At 63.1% G+C, this 15645-nt stretch carries 13 protein-coding genes; 4 read left to right on the top strand and 9 right to left on the bottom strand.

Annotation, left to right across the window (positions count from 1 at the left end; all coding sequences use genetic code 11):
- The first annotated feature begins 24 nt into the window (after positions 1-24).
- On the top strand, positions 25-861 hold the full coding sequence (galU, locus tag K5Q02_RS16685; protein WP_042554636.1) for a UTP--glucose-1-phosphate uridylyltransferase GalU: 837 nt from the start codon (positions 25-27) through the stop codon (positions 859-861).
- 268 nt (positions 862-1129) lie between these two features.
- Here galU and K5Q02_RS16680 read toward each other — a convergent pair whose 3' ends face one another.
- Genes K5Q02_RS16680 through K5Q02_RS16665 form a run of 4 tightly spaced genes read right to left on the bottom strand, consistent with a single transcriptional unit; the run spans position 1130 to position 6424 of the window.
- Positions 1130-2959 carry an ABC transporter ATP-binding protein gene (locus tag K5Q02_RS16680; RefSeq protein ID WP_442963929.1) on the bottom strand — a complete coding sequence of 610 codons (1830 nt, stop codon included), beginning with the start codon at positions 2957-2959 and terminating at the stop codon, positions 1130-1132.
- Entirely contained in the window at positions 2887-4020 is a 1134-nt protein-coding gene (locus K5Q02_RS16675; RefSeq protein ID WP_225832345.1) for a beta-glucosidase, read from the bottom strand. The genes K5Q02_RS16680 and K5Q02_RS16675 overlap by 73 nt, the downstream gene beginning before the upstream one ends.
- Positions 4021-4028: 8 nt before the next feature.
- On the bottom strand, positions 4029-5249 hold the full coding sequence (glf, locus tag K5Q02_RS16670; protein ID WP_225832343.1) for a UDP-galactopyranose mutase: 1221 nt from the start codon (positions 5247-5249) through the stop codon (positions 4029-4031).
- Complete coding sequence (locus K5Q02_RS16665) at positions 5237-6424, bottom strand: glycosyltransferase family 1 protein (protein ID WP_225832341.1); 1188 nt, start codon at positions 6422-6424, stop codon at positions 5237-5239. Before K5Q02_RS16665 ends, glf begins: the two co-directional genes overlap by 13 nt.
- A 289-nt stretch (positions 6425-6713) precedes the next feature.
- Here K5Q02_RS16665 and galE point away from each other — a divergent pair, with 289 nt between their 5' ends.
- Together galE and K5Q02_RS16655 are read left to right on the top strand one after the other, a co-directional pair.
- Positions 6714-7763, top strand: coding sequence for a UDP-glucose 4-epimerase GalE (galE, locus tag K5Q02_RS16660; protein WP_225832340.1), 1050 nt, complete (start codon positions 6714-6716; stop codon positions 7761-7763).
- A 345-nt stretch (positions 7764-8108) separates the two neighbouring features.
- Positions 8109-8645 carry a sterol desaturase family protein gene (locus tag K5Q02_RS16655; RefSeq protein WP_225832338.1) on the top strand — a complete coding sequence of 179 codons (537 nt, stop codon included), beginning with the start codon at positions 8109-8111 and terminating at the stop codon, positions 8643-8645.
- Here the strand turns inward: K5Q02_RS16655 and crtB are convergent.
- The 5 genes from crtB to fni are packed head-to-tail and all read right to left on the bottom strand — an operon-like array spanning position 8527 to position 14498.
- On the bottom strand, positions 8527-9528 hold the full coding sequence (crtB, locus tag K5Q02_RS16650) for a 15-cis-phytoene synthase CrtB (protein WP_225832337.1): 1002 nt from the start codon (positions 9526-9528) through the stop codon (positions 8527-8529). The two genes, K5Q02_RS16655 and crtB, sit on opposite strands and share 119 nt — an antisense overlap.
- Positions 9525-11015: a phytoene desaturase gene (locus K5Q02_RS16645; protein WP_225832335.1), complete on the bottom strand. Its 1491-nt coding sequence runs from the start codon at positions 11013-11015 to the stop codon at positions 9525-9527. The genes crtB and K5Q02_RS16645 overlap by 4 nt, the downstream gene beginning before the upstream one ends.
- Positions 11012-12178, bottom strand: a complete 1167-nt coding sequence (gene crtY / locus K5Q02_RS16640; RefSeq protein ID WP_225832334.1) for a lycopene beta-cyclase CrtY — start codon at positions 12176-12178, stop codon at positions 11012-11014. The genes K5Q02_RS16645 and crtY overlap by 4 nt, the downstream gene beginning before the upstream one ends.
- Positions 12178-13446: a glycosyltransferase gene (locus tag K5Q02_RS16635; protein ID WP_225832332.1), complete on the bottom strand. Its 1269-nt coding sequence runs from the start codon at positions 13444-13446 to the stop codon at positions 12178-12180. The genes crtY and K5Q02_RS16635 overlap by 1 nt, the downstream gene beginning before the upstream one ends.
- Entirely contained in the window at positions 13443-14498 is a 1056-nt protein-coding gene (gene fni, locus K5Q02_RS16630; protein ID WP_225832330.1) for a type 2 isopentenyl-diphosphate Delta-isomerase, read from the bottom strand. Before fni ends, K5Q02_RS16635 begins: the two co-directional genes overlap by 4 nt.
- A 253-nt stretch (positions 14499-14751) precedes the next feature.
- Between fni and K5Q02_RS16625 the strand changes: the two genes are divergently transcribed.
- On the top strand, positions 14752-15639 hold the full coding sequence (locus K5Q02_RS16625; protein ID WP_225832329.1) for a polyprenyl synthetase family protein: 888 nt from the start codon (positions 14752-14754) through the stop codon (positions 15637-15639).
- The last annotated feature ends 6 nt before the right edge of the window (positions 15640-15645 follow it).

Genomic DNA, 15645 nt, shown 5'->3' with positions numbered 1-15645 from the left:
ACATCGACCACTCAAGGAAAACACATGATCAAGAAATGCCTGTTCCCAGCCGCCGGTTATGGCACCCGCTTTCTCCCGGCGACCAAGGCCATGCCCAAGGAAATGCTGCCCGTGGTCAACACCCCGCTGATCCAGTACGGCGTGGAGGAAGCCCTCAACGCCGGCCTGACCGAGATCGCCATGGTGACCGGTCGTGGCAAGCGTTCCCTGGAAGACCATTTCGACATCAGCTATGAGCTGGAGCACCAGATCCGCGACACCGAAAAGGAAAAATACCTGGTCGGTATTCGTCGCCTGATCGACAACTGCACCTTCTCCTACACCCGTCAGGTGGAAATGAAGGGCCTGGGCCACGCCATCCTCAGCGGCCGTCCGCTGATCGGTGACGAGCCGTTCGCCGTGGTACTGGCAGATGACCTGTGCCTGAACATCGAAGGCGATGGCGTGCTGACCCAGATGGTCAAGCTGTACAACCAGTTCCGTTGCTCGATCGTCGCGGTGCAGGAAGTACCGATGGAAGAGATCCACAAGTATGGCGTGATCGCCGGCGAGATGATCCGTGACGACATCTTCCGTGTCAGCCACATGGTCGAAAAACCGAAGGCCGAAGACGCGCCGTCGAATCTGGCGATCATCGGTCGCTATATCCTCACTCCGGATATCTTCGACCTGATCAAGGACACTCAGCCGGGCAAGGGCGGTGAAATCCAGATCACCGACGCGCTGATGAAACAGGCTCAGGAAGGCTGCGTACTGGCCTACAAATTCAAGGGCCGCCGTTTCGACTGCGGTGGTGCAGAGGGCTACATCGAAGCGACCAACTTCTGCTTCGAAAACCTCTACCGCGAAGGCCGCGGCTGATAAGCCAGGCTGCACGAAAGACCGGGCCTCGAGCCCGGTTTTTTTATGACTGGATGAACGCCGCTTCCGGGCGAATGGCGATGCAACGTCGCCATCGCGGTGTAGCCACGATCGAGTGAGTGGTGAACATACAGCCAGCAGACACCTCGCTACTGTAGGAGCCCGCTTGCGGGCGAATCGTGCGGCCGATGCAGGTTGTGCCGCGTGGCCACGATCGCTCCGCGCCGAGGTCGATGCTCCTACAAGAGTCACGTTGCGCAGGCCATTGTCAGGTCGCGTCGAACCCGGCTGCCTGTAGACGCCACAGGCGCTCGAAGCTGCCACCCTGTTGGCGCAACTGCTCAGGCGGCCCGTCTTCGACGATGCGACCCTTTTCGAGCACCACCACGCGGTCGAAACTGGCCAGCGTCGACAGCCGATGCGCTACTGCCAGCACCGTACGGCCCTGCATCAGGTTGGCCAGAGCCGCCTGGATTTCCGCTTCGGAGTGAGTGTCCAGCGCCGAGGTGGCTTCATCGAGGATCAGAATCGGTGCGTCCTTGAGAAATGCCCGGGCGATGCCGAGACGCTGCCGCTGACCGCCGGAAAGCATCACTCCACGTTCGCCCACCTGGGTGTCATAACCCTGAGGCAGTTCGCGGATGAAGGCATCGCAAAAGGCGTGGTGAGCGGCCGCGGTAACCTCGTCGTCACTGGCGTCCGGTCGGCCGTAACGGATGTTCTCGCGAATACTGCGGTTGAACAGTGCGGTTTCCTGGGGCACCACGGCCATGCGAGCGCGCAGGCTGTCCTGGCTGACTTCGCTGATGTTCTGGCCGTCGATCATCACGCTGCCGGCCTGCACATCGTCGAGGCGCTGAATCAGGCTGAGCAGGGTGGATTTGCCTGCGCCGGAAGGCCCGACGATACCGACCTTCTGACCGACCGGGATGTGCAGGTGGAAGTCCTCGAACACGCGGCGGCCATCCGGGTAGGCGAACGCCACATGGCGAAACTCGATATCGCCGCGCGACAGCGCCAGCTGGGTTTCCGGATCATCCAGCTCATGGGGCTGCACGATGATCCGCAGCGTGTCCTCGATGGCGCCAAGCTGCTGGGTGGTGTCGACCAGCGCCAGGGCCAGATCACGCGAGCCATGCAGAATGCGGAAGGTCAGGGCGCTGACCATCACCACGTCGCCAGCGGTCACGGTGCCGGCGATCCACAGCTGGATGGCCCACACCAGCATGCCGCCAGCCATCAGCGATAGGCAGATATCGTGGATCACCCGCGCCTTCTCCAGGTACATCCAGCTGCGTCGCTGCGCGTGTGCCTCGATACCGATTTCCTCGGCCAGCCGCCGGCTCTCGCGGTCGCGTGCCGAGAACGCCTTGATGGTCCAGACGTTGGACACCACATCCACCAGTTCACCGCCGACCCGTGCTGCCTGCGCCGCGAACCGCTGGTGCTTGCTGCGCCCGCGGATGCCGAACGCGGTGATCAGCGCGGCCACTATCATCACGAAGACGATCAGCGCCAGGGCCATCCGTGTGTGCACGGTGAACAGCACCAGCACGGCACCGACGAAATCCACGCACGGCGGCATGATCTTCCAGGCCAGGCCACCGTAGATCGAGCCTGCCGCCTGACCTGTAGCGGAGATGCGGTTGCCCAGGGCGCCGGCGAAGTGGCGGGCGAAGTAGCCCATGGGGTGGCCGGTGAGGTGGCGGAACAGGTCGACGCGCAGATCCACGCAACTGGCTACCACCGTGTGGCAACCCAGCCAGCCACCGAGTCGCCAGAAGACGTTCTCGACCACGATCAGACCAATGAACAGCCCTAGCGGAAACCACACCTCGGCGTGCTGACGGTCGTCGGTGGCCATGGCATCGACCAGCAGCTTCATGCCGTACTGCACGGCCACTGCGCAGGCGCTGGCGCCGAGAATCAGCAGGAACATGCCGCCGAAATGCCAGGGGCGACGGCGCACGTAGTGGGCAAGAAAGGCCACCGGTCGCCCGGGCAGTTCTCGCGCTGCCGAGCGGCTCAAGTGCGCGCCATCATCTGGGCGGCCAGATGGGCTTGCTGACGCCCCAGTTCTTCCGCCAGCGCCTCGCATACCGGCCGCTCGCCGCGCTCGTCGGGGTAACCGAACAGGCCCGCTGGGCAGTGCCGATCATCCGTCCAGCCGGGATAGTCGAGCACCGGATACAGGCAGATGCCTTCGAGCGGCAGGCCACGCTGCAGGGCCAGGCGCACTTGTTCGCTGATATAGCGCAGCCAATCGGCTCGCTGATCGCCCTCGGCACCGGTTTCCGCCACCAGCACGGGGCGTCGATAACGCTGGTAGACCTCAGCGAGAATGCCGCTGAACGGCCGGTAACCCGGCTCACCGCGCCACAGCGTGCCGCCGCCGGAAAACCACTGGTTGTTCGGGTAATAGTTGACGCCGACGATGTCCAGATACTCCGGGCGGCCGCCAAGTCCCGGCCATTGCAGGCCGGCGAGCATGTCCCAGGCCTGGAACTGGGAGAGCCGGTAGCGCTCTGCTTCGGCCTGGGCATCCGGGCGATTGCCCCGTGGCACGACGTGAATCACCGGGTGCACCTGAACGAAACGCGCCCGTGGGTCGACCCCGCGTATCGCCTCGATGGCGGCGATGCTGGCCCGCACCAACTGATGCTTGAGTTCGTCGCCGCGGCCCTTGCCCAGTGGCGCGAGGTAGGCGACATCGCCGCCCGCCCAGGCCAAAAAGGACATCTCGTTGATCGGTGAGTAGAAGGGCACCCGATCGCTTTCTTCACGAACCAGGCGCGCGGTGGCTTCGGCGAATTGGGCGAAGCGCTCGACGAATTCCGGCCGCCAGATATCGATATGATCCGGCCAGCCGTAGTGGCACAGATCCCAGATCACCTGTACACCAAACTGCTCGGCGGCCCTCAGTTGCGGCAAGAAGCTCGACCAGTCGTAATGCCGTGGCCTGGACTCGATCAGGTGCCAGCGCAAGCCGTCACGTGCTGAGCGGATGCCGTGATGCCGCAGTGCGGCGTAGTCGTTGGCCGCCCAGTACGCGTGCCTCGTGCCGTCGATCAGGTCGAGCCGCTTACCATCGTCACGGCGATGGGTCGAACACTCGTAGCCGCCGAGAAAGAAGCTGTCGAATAGGGAAGGGAGGTGCATCGCTCGTCCTATGTCGCAAGGCTTTCGCCGTGCTCGGCGCTTTCACTCGCGGCAGGGTTGCCGTTGGCTTGCTCGATGCGTTTGTAGAGCGCCAGGGCCTGACCGACGACCTGATCCATATTGTAGTACTTGTAGGTGCCGAGCCTGCCGAGGAAGGTGACCCCCGGCGTTTCGCCCGCCAGCTGTTCGTAACGCTTGTACAGTTCGGCGTTTTCCGGGCGTGGAATCGGGTAGTAGGGATCGCCTTCGGCCGACGGGTATTCGTAGGTAATGCTCGTGCTGGGGTGCTGCTGGCCGGTGAGGTGCTTGTATTCGCTGATGCGTGTGTGCGGCACCGCCTCGTCCGGGTAGTTGACCGTGGCCACCGATTGGAAGCGTTGCTGGTCGAGGGTCTGGTGCTCGAACTTCAGCGAGCGATAGGGCAGCTTGCCGAAGCAATGGTCGAAGTATTCGTCGACGGGGCCGCAGTAGATCAGGTGCCCGTGCTCGACCTCGTCTCGGATCTGCCGGTAGTCGGTATTCAGCCTGACGCTGATGTTCGGGTGGTCGAGGATGCGCTCGAACATGCGTGTATAGCCCTCCAGCGGCATCTGCTGGAAGGTGTCGGTGAAGTAGCGGTCATCGGTATTGGTTCGCGTCGGCACCCGCGAGGTGACCATCTTGTCCAGCTGCGACGGATCCAGGCCCCACTGCTTGCGGGTATAGCCCCGGAAGAATTTCTCGTACAGCTCGCGGCCGATCTGGTTGACCACCACGTCTTCGCTGGTGTGAATGGCGGCGACCGGCTCGGCACGGCTGGCCAGATAAACCGCGGCGTCTTCATCGCTTTCCAGGTGTAGGTCATACAGGGCGTTGAGCGTGGTGCGGTTGATCGGCACCGGTACCTGCTGGCCATCGACCACCGCCAGCACGCGGTGCTCGTAGGGGCGCCACTCGGTGAAACGCGACAGGTAGTCGACGATGCGCTGGGCATTGGTATGGAAGATGTGCGGGCCGTAGCGATGCACCAGCACGCCGGCTTCGTCGTAATGATCGTAAGCGTTGCCGCCGATGTGCGAGCGCCGGTCGACCACCAGTACGCGCTTGCCCAGCCCGGCAGCCAGACGCTCGGCGAGCACGCTGCCAGCGAACCCTGCACCGACGATCAGGTAATCGAATGCCTGATCGGTAGCATCATCATCTTGATGGTCGGTGCGCGACGCGATGTTCTCGGGATTCAACGGATGCATTCGATCATCTCCTTCATCTCGGCCTGGGTCTTGTCCCAGGACATGCCTGCAAGCACACGGTCAGCGGCGGCGAACATGGCGTCGTGGTCGGCAGCCAGTGCCAATGCCTGTTCGCACGCAGCGACGAACTCCTCGGCACTGCCGGCGATCAGCACCAATCCACAATCGCCGTAGCTGCGCATCACATCGTTGATCGGCGTGGACACCACCGGGCGCCCTGCGGCCAGGTATTCCGGGGTCTTGGTAGGGCTGATGAAGCGTGTCGACGGGTTTATCGCAAAGGGCATCAGGGCAACATCCCAGCCCGCCAGGTAGCGGGGTAGTTCGTCGTAGGTCTTGCTGCCGAGGTAATGAATGTTGGCCTGCTCGGGCAGGCTGGTCGGGTCGATCTTCACCACCGGGCCGATCATCACCAGTTGCCAGTCCGGGCGCATCGTCGCCACGGTACGCAGTAGCTCGATATCGAAGCGCTCGTCGATCACACCGTAGAAACCCAGGCGCGGTCGGCCGATTTCGGCCTGATCCGGCGGATCGCTCTGTGCCTGGCGTGCAGCCGCGAAATGGGCGATATCCACGCTGCTGGCAAAGGCGTGCGCGTTGGCGTGCAGCGTGCGCTTTGCCTCCCAGATGCTGTGGCCGCCGGTGAACACAAGATCGGCACGGGCCAGCAGTTCGCGCTCGCGCTCGACCAGTTCTGGCGGGGCACCCTGGAATGCGGACAGCTCGTCCATGCAGTCATAGATGGTCACCCTCGGTTGCAGATGGGCCGAGAACGCCAGGCTCATGGGCGTGTAGTACCAGAGCAGCAGGTCATCGACCTCCAGCCTGGCCAGGTAGATATCCAGCAGCGCGCGGATGGCGGTATTGCTCGCCTGGGCATCCAGTCCATGGGGCAGGCGCGGTACCAGTACCTGAACGCCCCCTTCTTCGGGGCGCACCTCCAGCCAGGGCTGGGGTTCATCGCTGCCGATCGGCTCCTCGAAGAACAGCACGTTGTAGTCACGCACGAAGCGCGACATCAGGTGTTGCGGGCGCTGGTAAACGAAGCTCCAGCGCAGGTGCGAGAGGCATAGCAACGTGGGGATGGCGGGGTCGAAGATGACAGCGGCTTCGGCCTCGTTCGACTGCCTTTGCGACTTGCTGATCTGCCCTTGAAAGGATCCTGCCCAGCTCATGTTCGCGCCTCCTCGAATAGCCCCACAAGCGAAGCGCCGGGGCTCTAGCTCGGCCGTTTCGCTTAACCGGACAAGTGCGAGAGGTGGACGGTGTGCGGCTTCCGGCAGTTCAACAGTTCGGCTCAAAGGTCAGCGAATCACGCGTTCATCCCTTGACCTGAACTAGTACGAAGCGGCCCTCGTCGGTATCTCTGTAGTCGATCTTCTTCCTGCCATGCAGGCGACCCGTGTCGTAGTGCACATCCATGGGCGGTTTCAACCGAGCGACCTGATCCCATAGGAGACAACCATGATATTGGTCACCGGAGGTGCCGGTTACATAGGCTCTCATGCAGTGCTGACGCTGCTGCAGGCCGGGCATGAGGTCGTGGTACTCGATAATCTGTGCAACAGCTCGCGAACGTCGCTGCAGCGCGTGGCCCTCATCGCCGGATGTCAGCCTCGCTTCATCAAGGGTGATATCCGCAACCGCGGTTTGCTGGACGATCTGTTCCGGCGCTGGCCGATCACCGCGGTGATGCATTTCGCTGGCTTGAAGGCCGTTGGCGAAAGCGTTCGCGACCCGCTGCGCTATTACGAGACCAATGTGGCAGGCAGCATCACCCTGTGTCAGTCGATGGCCGATGCGGGCATCTTCAGGCTGGTATTCAGCTCCTCGGCCACCGTGTATGGCGAGTCGGTCAGCATGCCGATACAGGAGGACAGTCCCACCGGCATTCCGACCAACCCCTACGGGCAGTCGAAGTTGATGGCGGAAAACGTCCTCAAGGCGCTGGCCCAATCCGATCCGCGCTGGTCGATTGCGCTGCTGCGCTATTTCAATCCCATCGGTGCCCACGAGTCGGGGCTGATCGGCGAGGATCCCAATGGCATTCCCAACAATCTGCTGCCCTACATGCTGCAGGTGGCAGTCAGAAGGCAGCCGCAACTGAGCATCTACGGCGGTGATTACGCCACCAGTGATGGTACTGGGGTGCGTGACTACATCCACGTGATGGATCTGGTCGATGGCCATCTGCGTGCCCTCGACCGGCTCGGCCATATTCGCGGTTCGATGGTATGGAACCTGGGCACCGGGCAGGGTTATTCGGTGCTGCAGATGGTGCGGGCCTTCGAAAAAGTCATCGGTCGCGCGCTGCCATTTCGCATCGTGGCCCGTCGCCCAGGCGACATCGCCCAGTGCTGGGCGGATCCGAGCAAGGCGAAAAACGAGCTGCAATGGAGCGCCGAGCGCGGGCTGCAGACCATGCTCACCGATTCCTGGCGCTGGCAGAAGGGTAATCCCCAAGGCTATCAGGCTGACAGGGTCAAGGTGCCGGTGACGGAACTGGCCAGCTAGGGATACGAGTGCACGAAGCCGCTGCCAGGCTTCGTGGCTTATCGCTTCCATGCGCGTTCACGGTAGATGCGCAGGAGGGAAGCCGGCCAAGCTGACGAATCTTACCCTGTCACTTTCTGTGCCTATTCGATCAACCGCTGTAGGATGGGCGCCAGTTCCCGATATGCAACGCCGTGCCCTGCACGCAGATGGATCGCAGGGCGCTGCCGAGTGTCGATAGCAGAGGCCCGCAAGGGCGCAGTGCATCCGATCAAATCACAATCGCCTGAAGGATTACCGCGTGTCGCCAGCCAGCTTCAACCGCCTTCAGCCTGGCTCCAGCCGTTTGCAAGGGTTCGTCGCACGATGATCATCAATGCCCTGGTTTTTTTCGTCACACTGACCGCGATGGAAGGTGTCGCCTATTTCGCCCACAAGTACGTGATGCACGGCTGGGGGTGGGGCTGGCATCGCTCGCATCACGAGCCGCGCGAAGGCTGGTTCGAGAAGAATGACCTGTACGCGGCGGTATTCGCCGGGCTGGCCATCGTGCTGATCGCCCTGGGAACCCAGGGCATGCACCCGCTGGAGTGGATCGGCGCAGGCATGACTGCCTACGGCCTGCTGTACTTCGTCGTTCATGACGGCCTGGTGCACCACCGCTGGCCATTTCGCTTCGTGCCGCGCAGCGGCTACCTCAAGCGCCTGTACCAGGCGCACCTGATGCACCATGCCGTGGAGGGCAAGGAGCGCTGCGTGTCCTTCGGCTTTCTTTATGCGCCCTCTACGGCGCGTCTGAAGGCTCAGTTGCGGGCGATGCATGACGGACCGTTGCGCAAGACGGATGCGGACGTTGCCACAGGCTCCCGGAGCGAGCCGGCCAGCGCGCGAAGCGACTCGTAAGCGCCCGCCACAAACCGATCAGTACTGCACCGATCTTCTCCGCCTTGGAGGTGGAGAGGCGTTCGTCCCAGGCGTGATCGCCAGCGTCCAGCACCTTCATGCCGATCTGCCGATAGACCGCCGCCGCTGTCGCCACCGCCCAGGCCGAACGCCAGGGCAGGGCGCTTAGGCCTGCCTGGGCGCTGGCGTAATAGGGCTCCGCCAGTTCCACCAGACGCTGGCCGAGCACCGCAACGGCGGGCCGGTGGTGAATGTCGGCGACCTGATCGCGCGGCACCCCCAGTTCTTCCAGCCATTGTTCGGGTAGATAGCAACGACCCACGGCGGCATCATCGACGATATCCCGAGCGATGTTGGTCAGTTGAAATGCCAGGCCGAGGTCGCAGGCGCGATCCAGGGTCGGTTCATCTCGAGTACCCATCACCCGCGCCATCATCAAGCCCACAACGCCGGCCACGTGGTAGCAGTACTGCAGGGTGTCGTCGATGCTCCGATAGCGGCGCTCCAGCACATCCATTTCGAAACCTGCCAGGTGCTCCAGGGCATGCTGCTCGGGAATGTCGTGAGCGAGCACCACCTGGCGAAAGGCCGCGAATGCAGGGTCGTCCAGTTCGCCACCGGTATACACCGCGTGGGTCTGGGCCTTGAGGTGTGCCAGACGCTGCTCGGCCTCCTGGCGGCTGATGGGCACCGCGTCGTGGCCGGCCTCCTGGCCGTCGATCACATCGTCGCAGTGGCGGCACCAGGCGTAGAGCATCACGGCGCTGCGTCGGGTCGGCTCGTCGAACAGTTTCGAGGCCGCCGCGAAGCTCTTCGAGCCTACGGCGATGCTCTGGTTGGCGTGCTCGATCAGTGCCTGATCGTCCGGCGTGGCGGCGCTCATGGCTGTAAGTCTTCGATCATCAGGCCCGCAGTGGCCTTGGCCGAGCCGATCACGCCCGGAACGCCGGCGCCAGGGTGGGTGCCAGCGCCAACCAGATAGACGTTGCTCAGCTGCGCATCACGGTTATGCGGGCGGAACCAGGCGCTCTGCTGCAGCACCGGCTCCAGGGAGAACGCCGAGCCCTGATAGGCATAGAGTTCATCGCGGAAATCATTGGGGGTGAAGATCCGGCAGGTCACCAGGTCTTCGCGCAGCCCTGGAATGTAGTGCTCTTCGAGGTAGGCGAGGATGCGATCACGGTAGCGCGGGCCCTCGACCTCCCAGTCAATTGGCGCGTTGCCTAAGTGCGGTACCGGCGACAGCACGTAGTGGCTCGAGCAGCCGGGCGGTGCCAGGCTGGGGTCGGTGACGCAGGGCGCGTGCAGGTAAAGGGAGAAATCCTCGGCCAGGGTTTGACCGCTGAATATTTCCTCGATCAGCTCGCGATAACGTGGCCCGAAACACACCGTGTGGTGTTGCAACTGCGGCTGGGGGCGCTTGAGACCGAAGTGGATCACGAACAGCGAGTTGCTGAAGCGTTTGCCTTTCAGGCGTCGGCCTTCCTGACGCCCGCGCGGGTGCTTGGCGAGCAGGTTGGCATAGGTGTGTACCACGTCGGCGTTGGAGGCCACGCTGTCGGCCGCGAACTGACGACCGTCTTGCAGCCGCACGGCGGTGGCGCGGTTGCCTTCGGTGTCGATGGCGGCCACGTCAGCATTGAGCTCCAGGGTGCCACCGAGATCCTCGAACAACTTGACCATGCCCTCTACCAGCGCGCCGGTGCCACCTTTGGGAAACCACACGCCCCACTCACGCTCCAGGGCATGGATCAGGGTGTAGATCGAGGACGTGGCAAAAGGGTTACCGCCAACCAGCAAGGAGTGAAACGAGAAGGCCTGGCGTAATTTATCGTGCTCGACGAAGTTCGAGACCATCGAGTAGACGCTACGCCACGCTTGTAAGCGGGCGAGTTGCGGGCCGACTTGGAGCATGTCGCGAAACGACAGGAAGGGCACCGCGCCGAGCTTCAGGTAACCCTCCTTGAATACCGCACGGGAGTAAGCCAGGAAACGCTGATAACCCTCCACGTCGCCAGGGTTGAGGGCCTGGATCTGGCGGTCCAGCTCGGCCTGGTCGTTGGCATAGTCGAACTGCGTGCCGTCTTCCCAGCACAGGCGGTAGAAGGGTTTGACTGGAAGCAGCTCGACGTAGTCGGCAACCTTCCTGCCGCTGAGGGCGAACAGTTCTTCGATGGCGCTGGGGTCGGTAATTACCGTCGGGCCGGCATCGAAGGTAAAACCCTGGTCGCGGTAGACGTAGGCGCGGCCGCCTGGCTGGTCACGTTTTTCCAGCAAGGTAGTGCGGATGCCGGCACTCTGCAGACGAATGGCCAAGGCCAGTCCACCGAAACCTGCACCAATGACGATGGCTGTTTTCGCTTGGTTCATGAACGAGTCTCGAAATGCCGCGGGGAATGGCGCACGGCCGCTCGCATGGCTTGGTCAACGGGCACCGGCGGCTTGCCGATAAGAATTCGGGCACGGTCGTACCAGGGGTTGCTACCGGCGTAGAAACGTTCGATCAGCCCTGAGGACAATCCGTAGAAACGCTGCATCACCTGCCAGCGATCCTGTGGTCGCCCGGCCAGGAACAGCATGCGGTTGAGCAGGCGGTAGAAGTTTTGGTTGCGCCATTCGCTTCGGGCATGCGCGCGCAGGTCGCGTGCCAGGGCGGCGGCGTCACGCAGCTGATAATTGCTCAACCACTCGGCCAGGCGTACGGCGTGGGGCAGGGAATAGCCAGTGGTGCAGTGGAACAGCCCGGCGCGCAGACCGGACAGCGGCTGGCCGGCGGCTTCGTCCCAGAAAGCGTCGAAGTCGCCAGCCAGGGTGATTGGCAAAATACCCTGTTCCTCGCGCAGACACTCGGCCACTTGCCAGCCATGCTGACTGGCATAGGCCGCGATGTGTTCGCGCAACTGCTCGGTGGAGGCACGGTGATTGTCGACGTAATGGGTGTCTTCGATCAGCAGTGTGTCCGCTGAGAAGGGCAGTACGTAGACGAAACGATAGCCGTCGCCCTGTGGCACCCGCGCATCCATGATGATCGGCGCAGTCAGCCCATGGGGCCGCTCGAGGCGTAGCAATTGGCCGACGAACGCCTGCTGGCCGAGTACCAGATTATTGCTCGGCCTGGCGCCGCGGCCATCGATCACTGCCCGGGCATCGAGCCGCTCGCCACTTTCCAGCGTCACGTGGGTGGGGCTGATCTCGTTGATGGTGCAGCCCAGGCGCAGGGACGAACCCAGCGCCGGGGTGATGACCTCGGCGAAACGCTCACCCGTGATGCTCGCATAGCCACTGTTCATGGCCCGCGACAGGTAGGGGAAGTGCACCTGGTAGCTTGGCCAGCGTTTCACCACCAGAGGCTCCAGCCAGCGGTGCTGAGCTTCACTCAGGTCGCCATCGTGGAACGACCAGGTGTGGTTGCCGCCCAGACTGGGTTGTTCTTCGATGCACAGCACTTGCAGGTCGGGCCGCTGCTGGCGCAGGCGCCAGGCGATCAGACCATTGGCGAGGCCGCCGCCAGCGAGAATCAGGTCGTAGGCCATCAGCGCTCGGCTCCCACTGAGACGTGGTGTAGCACCGCCGCCTCAACGATATCGGCAGCCTTTGGCACACCGCCGGCCTGCTGCAGCTCTTGGCTCAGCGCCTCGAAGCCAGGCAACGGTTCTGCCCGCAACGTGCGCAGCGCCGTTGCGATACGTGAGGCGCTGGCCCGCCGACTCAACTGCACCCCGATGCCTCGGTACGCCACCCGCGAGGCGACGCCCGGCTGGTCGAAGGCTATCGGCATCACCAGCATCGGTGTACGTGCGGCAATCGCATCCATCACCGTATTCAGGCCGCCATGGGTAATCACGGCATCGGCCTGTTCCAGCGCCCATTGTTGCGGTGCGAAATCGGTGACCCAAGTGGCGCCAAGCTCGATAAGGCGCTGTTCCTGAGCCGTATTGAGCTTGCCGCAATGGGCGATCAACAATTGGCCGTTGAGACTGCGGCAAGCCCTGGCGATCCGTTCGAACAGGCCGAGTCGGTCACCTTGCAGCGTGCCGAGGCTGGCGAAGAAAAAAGGCCGTTGTGTGTCGATAGGCCACTCACCCGGATGCGCTGTCGTTGGGCTGCGCAAAGGGCCGACCGCGTGGAAGTGCGCCGGCAACTGGCTGCGCGGAAAATCGAAACCGGGCAGGGTCTGGCTGATCTGCGCCAGCGGCGACAGGCATTCGTGCAGTGCGGTGCGCGGCGCGATGCCCAGGCGCAGGGCGGCATCGTTGATCACCTTGCCCAGCGGCTTCATCAGCCAGTCGTAAACCTGGCTGCTGCCACGGTACATGTGCTGGCTGCGCTCATCGCTGGCGTAGGCGAAGGGCATCACCGGCAGTGGCAGCCCCGGCTCGCGATTGACCGGCAGCGCACAGGCGACGGAAATGAATGGCAGTCTCAGGCTTTCGCCGACCAATCCGCCAGCCGGTTCCATCTGGTCGCAGAGTAGCGCCTCGATTCCGTTGTCGGCGAAGGCCCCAGGCAGCTCGTTGCAGAGCATGGCCGTGGTGCCCGCCATCTGTTTGATGATTCTGCGCAATCCCCACGGCGTGTCTGGTCGCGCCGCCTGGCGCAGGGTGTGCTCCAGACTGCCGGGTGGGTGGCTGCTGGCTCCCACGGAGCGAAATCCAACGCGCGGGTCGCTGAGCCAATGGGCGGCGTCCGACTGATGAAAGAAGGTCACCCGGTGGCCGCGATCTAGTAACTCGACTGCCAAGGCTTGCAACGCCTGAAAATGGCTGTAATAGGGCGGGGCGATGACGGCAAAGTGGGTCATGCTTGAGTCGTTCGTAGTGAGCTGGTCGGGAGCAGTCGGGCATTGCGCAGCGCGGCCAGGTTGGCAGAGCTCGTGCAGAAGCACGCCGTGCGCAGTTGGCGAATAACGATCTGAAAATGTTCGATCACCGCTTCAGTCGATAACGTTGCCCCTGGTAGCACGCCAGCGGCCTGGCCGACGATATCGGCACCGAGACGAATGGCCTTGGCAGCATCCACGCCATCTTGCACACCACCGGAGGCGATCAGCGTCACGTCCGGCAACGCATCGCGTATCGACTGCACGGCTGTCGCGGTGGGAATCCCCCAGCCGGCGAAGGCCATGGCCACGGCGCGATCCGCCGGGTTCGCCGCGCGTTCACCTTCCACGGCCGCCCAACTGGTGCCGCCAGCACCCGCCACATCAATGACCTGCACACCGGCCTCGACCAATGAGCGTGCCACCGATACCGACAAACCGGCGCCGACTTCCTTGACGATCACCGGTACGGGCAGGCTTGCCACTACGCGGGCGATCGCCGTCAGCACTCCACGCCAGTTGCGGTCGCCTTCAGGCTGTACGGCCTCCTGCAGCGGGTTGAGGTGAATGATCAGGCCATTGGCTTCCAGCGTATCGACCGCGCGGCGCGCCAGATCGAGGCCTTGCGGCTCCAGCAACTGCGCCGCACCGATATTGGATAGCAGCGGGATACCTGGCGCGTAGCGGCGCAGTTCACGGGTAAGGCCCTGGTCGTTGCCGGTTTGCAGGCTGACACGCTGGGAGCCGACGCCCATGGCAATGCCCAGCTCCTGGGCGGCTTCGGCGAGGTGGCGGTTGATGGCTTCGGAGCGGTTGGCACCGCCAGTCATGGAGCTGATTAGCAGCGGTGCCTGCAGGGCGATGCCGAGCAGCGAGCTGCGCAGGTCGATCTGCCCATGATCGAGCTCAGGCAAGGCACAATGTTCGAACTGCACGTTCGACCAGCCTGGGCTGACACGCGTGGCCGCCTTGTGTCGATCCAGAACGATATCCAGATGGTCATCCTTACGCCGACTCAGGTCGTTATTATTCATGCAAGCTCCATTGCGCAGGAATCATTTTGCGGTGCACGCGGTCTGTGCAGAGCGGAATGATCGAATAGCATATCGACATCCGCTAGGCTTGAATTGGCCACATTATCAGGCAACTGCACGCACTAGACGTTCCAACATTACAAACCGGCTTCAGTTGTGATCATTTCGGTGTCAGGATCCTTCGTTGCAGTGACCTGGCAGTACTTGAAAGCGTGTCCAAGTGTTGCGGGAATACAGAAGAAGAGAGGGAACGATGACAGCCTATGCGACTGCAACGATAGACAGCGGATTCACCGAGCACCTGCTGCAACTGCGCGGTGCCATCGAGGGGCGGCTGGATGAACTGCTGCCCGCCGTCAGCAATGAACGAGATCTGGTAGCCGCTGCCGTTCGTGACGGTGCGCTGGCCCCTGGCAAACGCATGCGGCCACTGCTGTTGCTGCTTGCCGCCAATGGCCTGGGCGCCAATCAGCGTCAGGCACTGGATCTGGCCTGCGCCATCGAGATGGTGCACGCCGCCTCGCTGATTCTCGATGACATGCCGTGCATGGATGACGCCCAGATCCGTCGCGGGCGGCCCACCGTGCATCTGGCGTTCGGCGAAGACATCGCCATTCTCGCCGCCGTCGCCTTGCTGGCGCGAGCCTTTGGCGTGGTCGCCAGCATCGAGGGGCTGAAGCCGCTGGTGCGCACTCAACTGGTGGAAATCGTCGCCAACACGGTCGGTTCACAGGGGTTGGTGCAGGGGCAGCTGCAGGATCTGCGCGATGGCAAGAATGCCCGCTCCGAAGAAGAGATCGCCGAAACCAACAAGCTCAAGACCGGGGTGCTGTTCAGCGCGATCATGGACATGGCCTACCTGATCAGCGACGCACCCAAACCGGTGCGCAGCGTACTGCAACGCTTCGCTGTCGAACTCGGCCATGCGGTGCAGCTCTACGATGACCTGCAAGACGCCAACCCCAACAACGCCAAGGATCAGGGCAAGGACGACGGTAAGTCGACCCTGCTGGCACTGCATGGAGAGGAGAGGGTGCGCGAACGCCTCGATGGTCACCTGGCACGCGCGCAGATTTGCCTGGACGAGGCTTATCGGGGGGACGTGTATATAGGCCGCTTCCTCGGCATGCTCTTCGCGTGAGCGCCA

The sequence above is a fragment of the Pseudomonas sp. MM211 genome (genome assembly GCF_020386635.1).
Classification (GTDB): domain Bacteria; phylum Pseudomonadota; class Gammaproteobacteria; order Pseudomonadales; family Pseudomonadaceae; genus Aquipseudomonas.
This window is presented reverse-complemented; position numbering and strand designations above follow the sequence as displayed.

What these genes read in the sequence shown, in the direction of transcription:
- fni (WP_225832330.1), bottom strand. Translation starts at nt 14,498, where the DNA reads ATGAATAATAACGACCTGAGTCGGCGTAAGGATGACCATCTGGATATC.
- crtB (WP_225832337.1), bottom strand. Translation starts at nt 9,528, where the DNA reads ATGAGCGCCGCCACGCCGGACGATCAGGCACTGATCGAGCACGCCAAC.
- K5Q02_RS16680 (WP_442963929.1), bottom strand. Translation starts at nt 2,959, where the DNA reads ATGCGAGGCGCTGGCGGAAGAACTGGGGCGTCAGCAAGCCCATCTGGC.
- K5Q02_RS16635 (WP_225832332.1), bottom strand. Translation starts at nt 13,446, where the DNA reads ATGACCCACTTTGCCGTCATCGCCCCGCCCTATTACAGCCATTTTCAG.
- K5Q02_RS16675 (WP_225832345.1), bottom strand. Translation starts at nt 4,020, where the DNA reads ATGCACCTCCCTTCCCTATTCGACAGCTTCTTTCTCGGCGGCTACGAG.
- K5Q02_RS16665 (WP_225832341.1), bottom strand. Translation starts at nt 6,424, where the DNA reads ATGAGCTGGGCAGGATCCTTTCAAGGGCAGATCAGCAAGTCGCAAAGG.
- crtY (WP_225832334.1), bottom strand. Translation starts at nt 12,178, where the DNA reads ATGGCCTACGACCTGATTCTCGCTGGCGGCGGCCTCGCCAATGGTCTG.
- galU (WP_042554636.1), top strand. Translation starts at nt 25, where the DNA reads ATGATCAAGAAATGCCTGTTCCCAGCCGCCGGTTATGGCACCCGCTTT.
- K5Q02_RS16645 (WP_225832335.1), bottom strand. Translation starts at nt 11,015, where the DNA reads ATGAACCAAGCGAAAACAGCCATCGTCATTGGTGCAGGTTTCGGTGGA.
- K5Q02_RS16625 (WP_225832329.1), top strand. Translation starts at nt 14,752, where the DNA reads ATGACAGCCTATGCGACTGCAACGATAGACAGCGGATTCACCGAGCAC.
- glf (WP_225832343.1), bottom strand. Translation starts at nt 5,249, where the DNA reads ATGCATCCGTTGAATCCCGAGAACATCGCGTCGCGCACCGACCATCAA.
- K5Q02_RS16655 (WP_225832338.1), top strand. Translation starts at nt 8,109, where the DNA reads ATGATCATCAATGCCCTGGTTTTTTTCGTCACACTGACCGCGATGGAA.
- galE (WP_225832340.1), top strand. Translation starts at nt 6,714, where the DNA reads ATGATATTGGTCACCGGAGGTGCCGGTTACATAGGCTCTCATGCAGTG.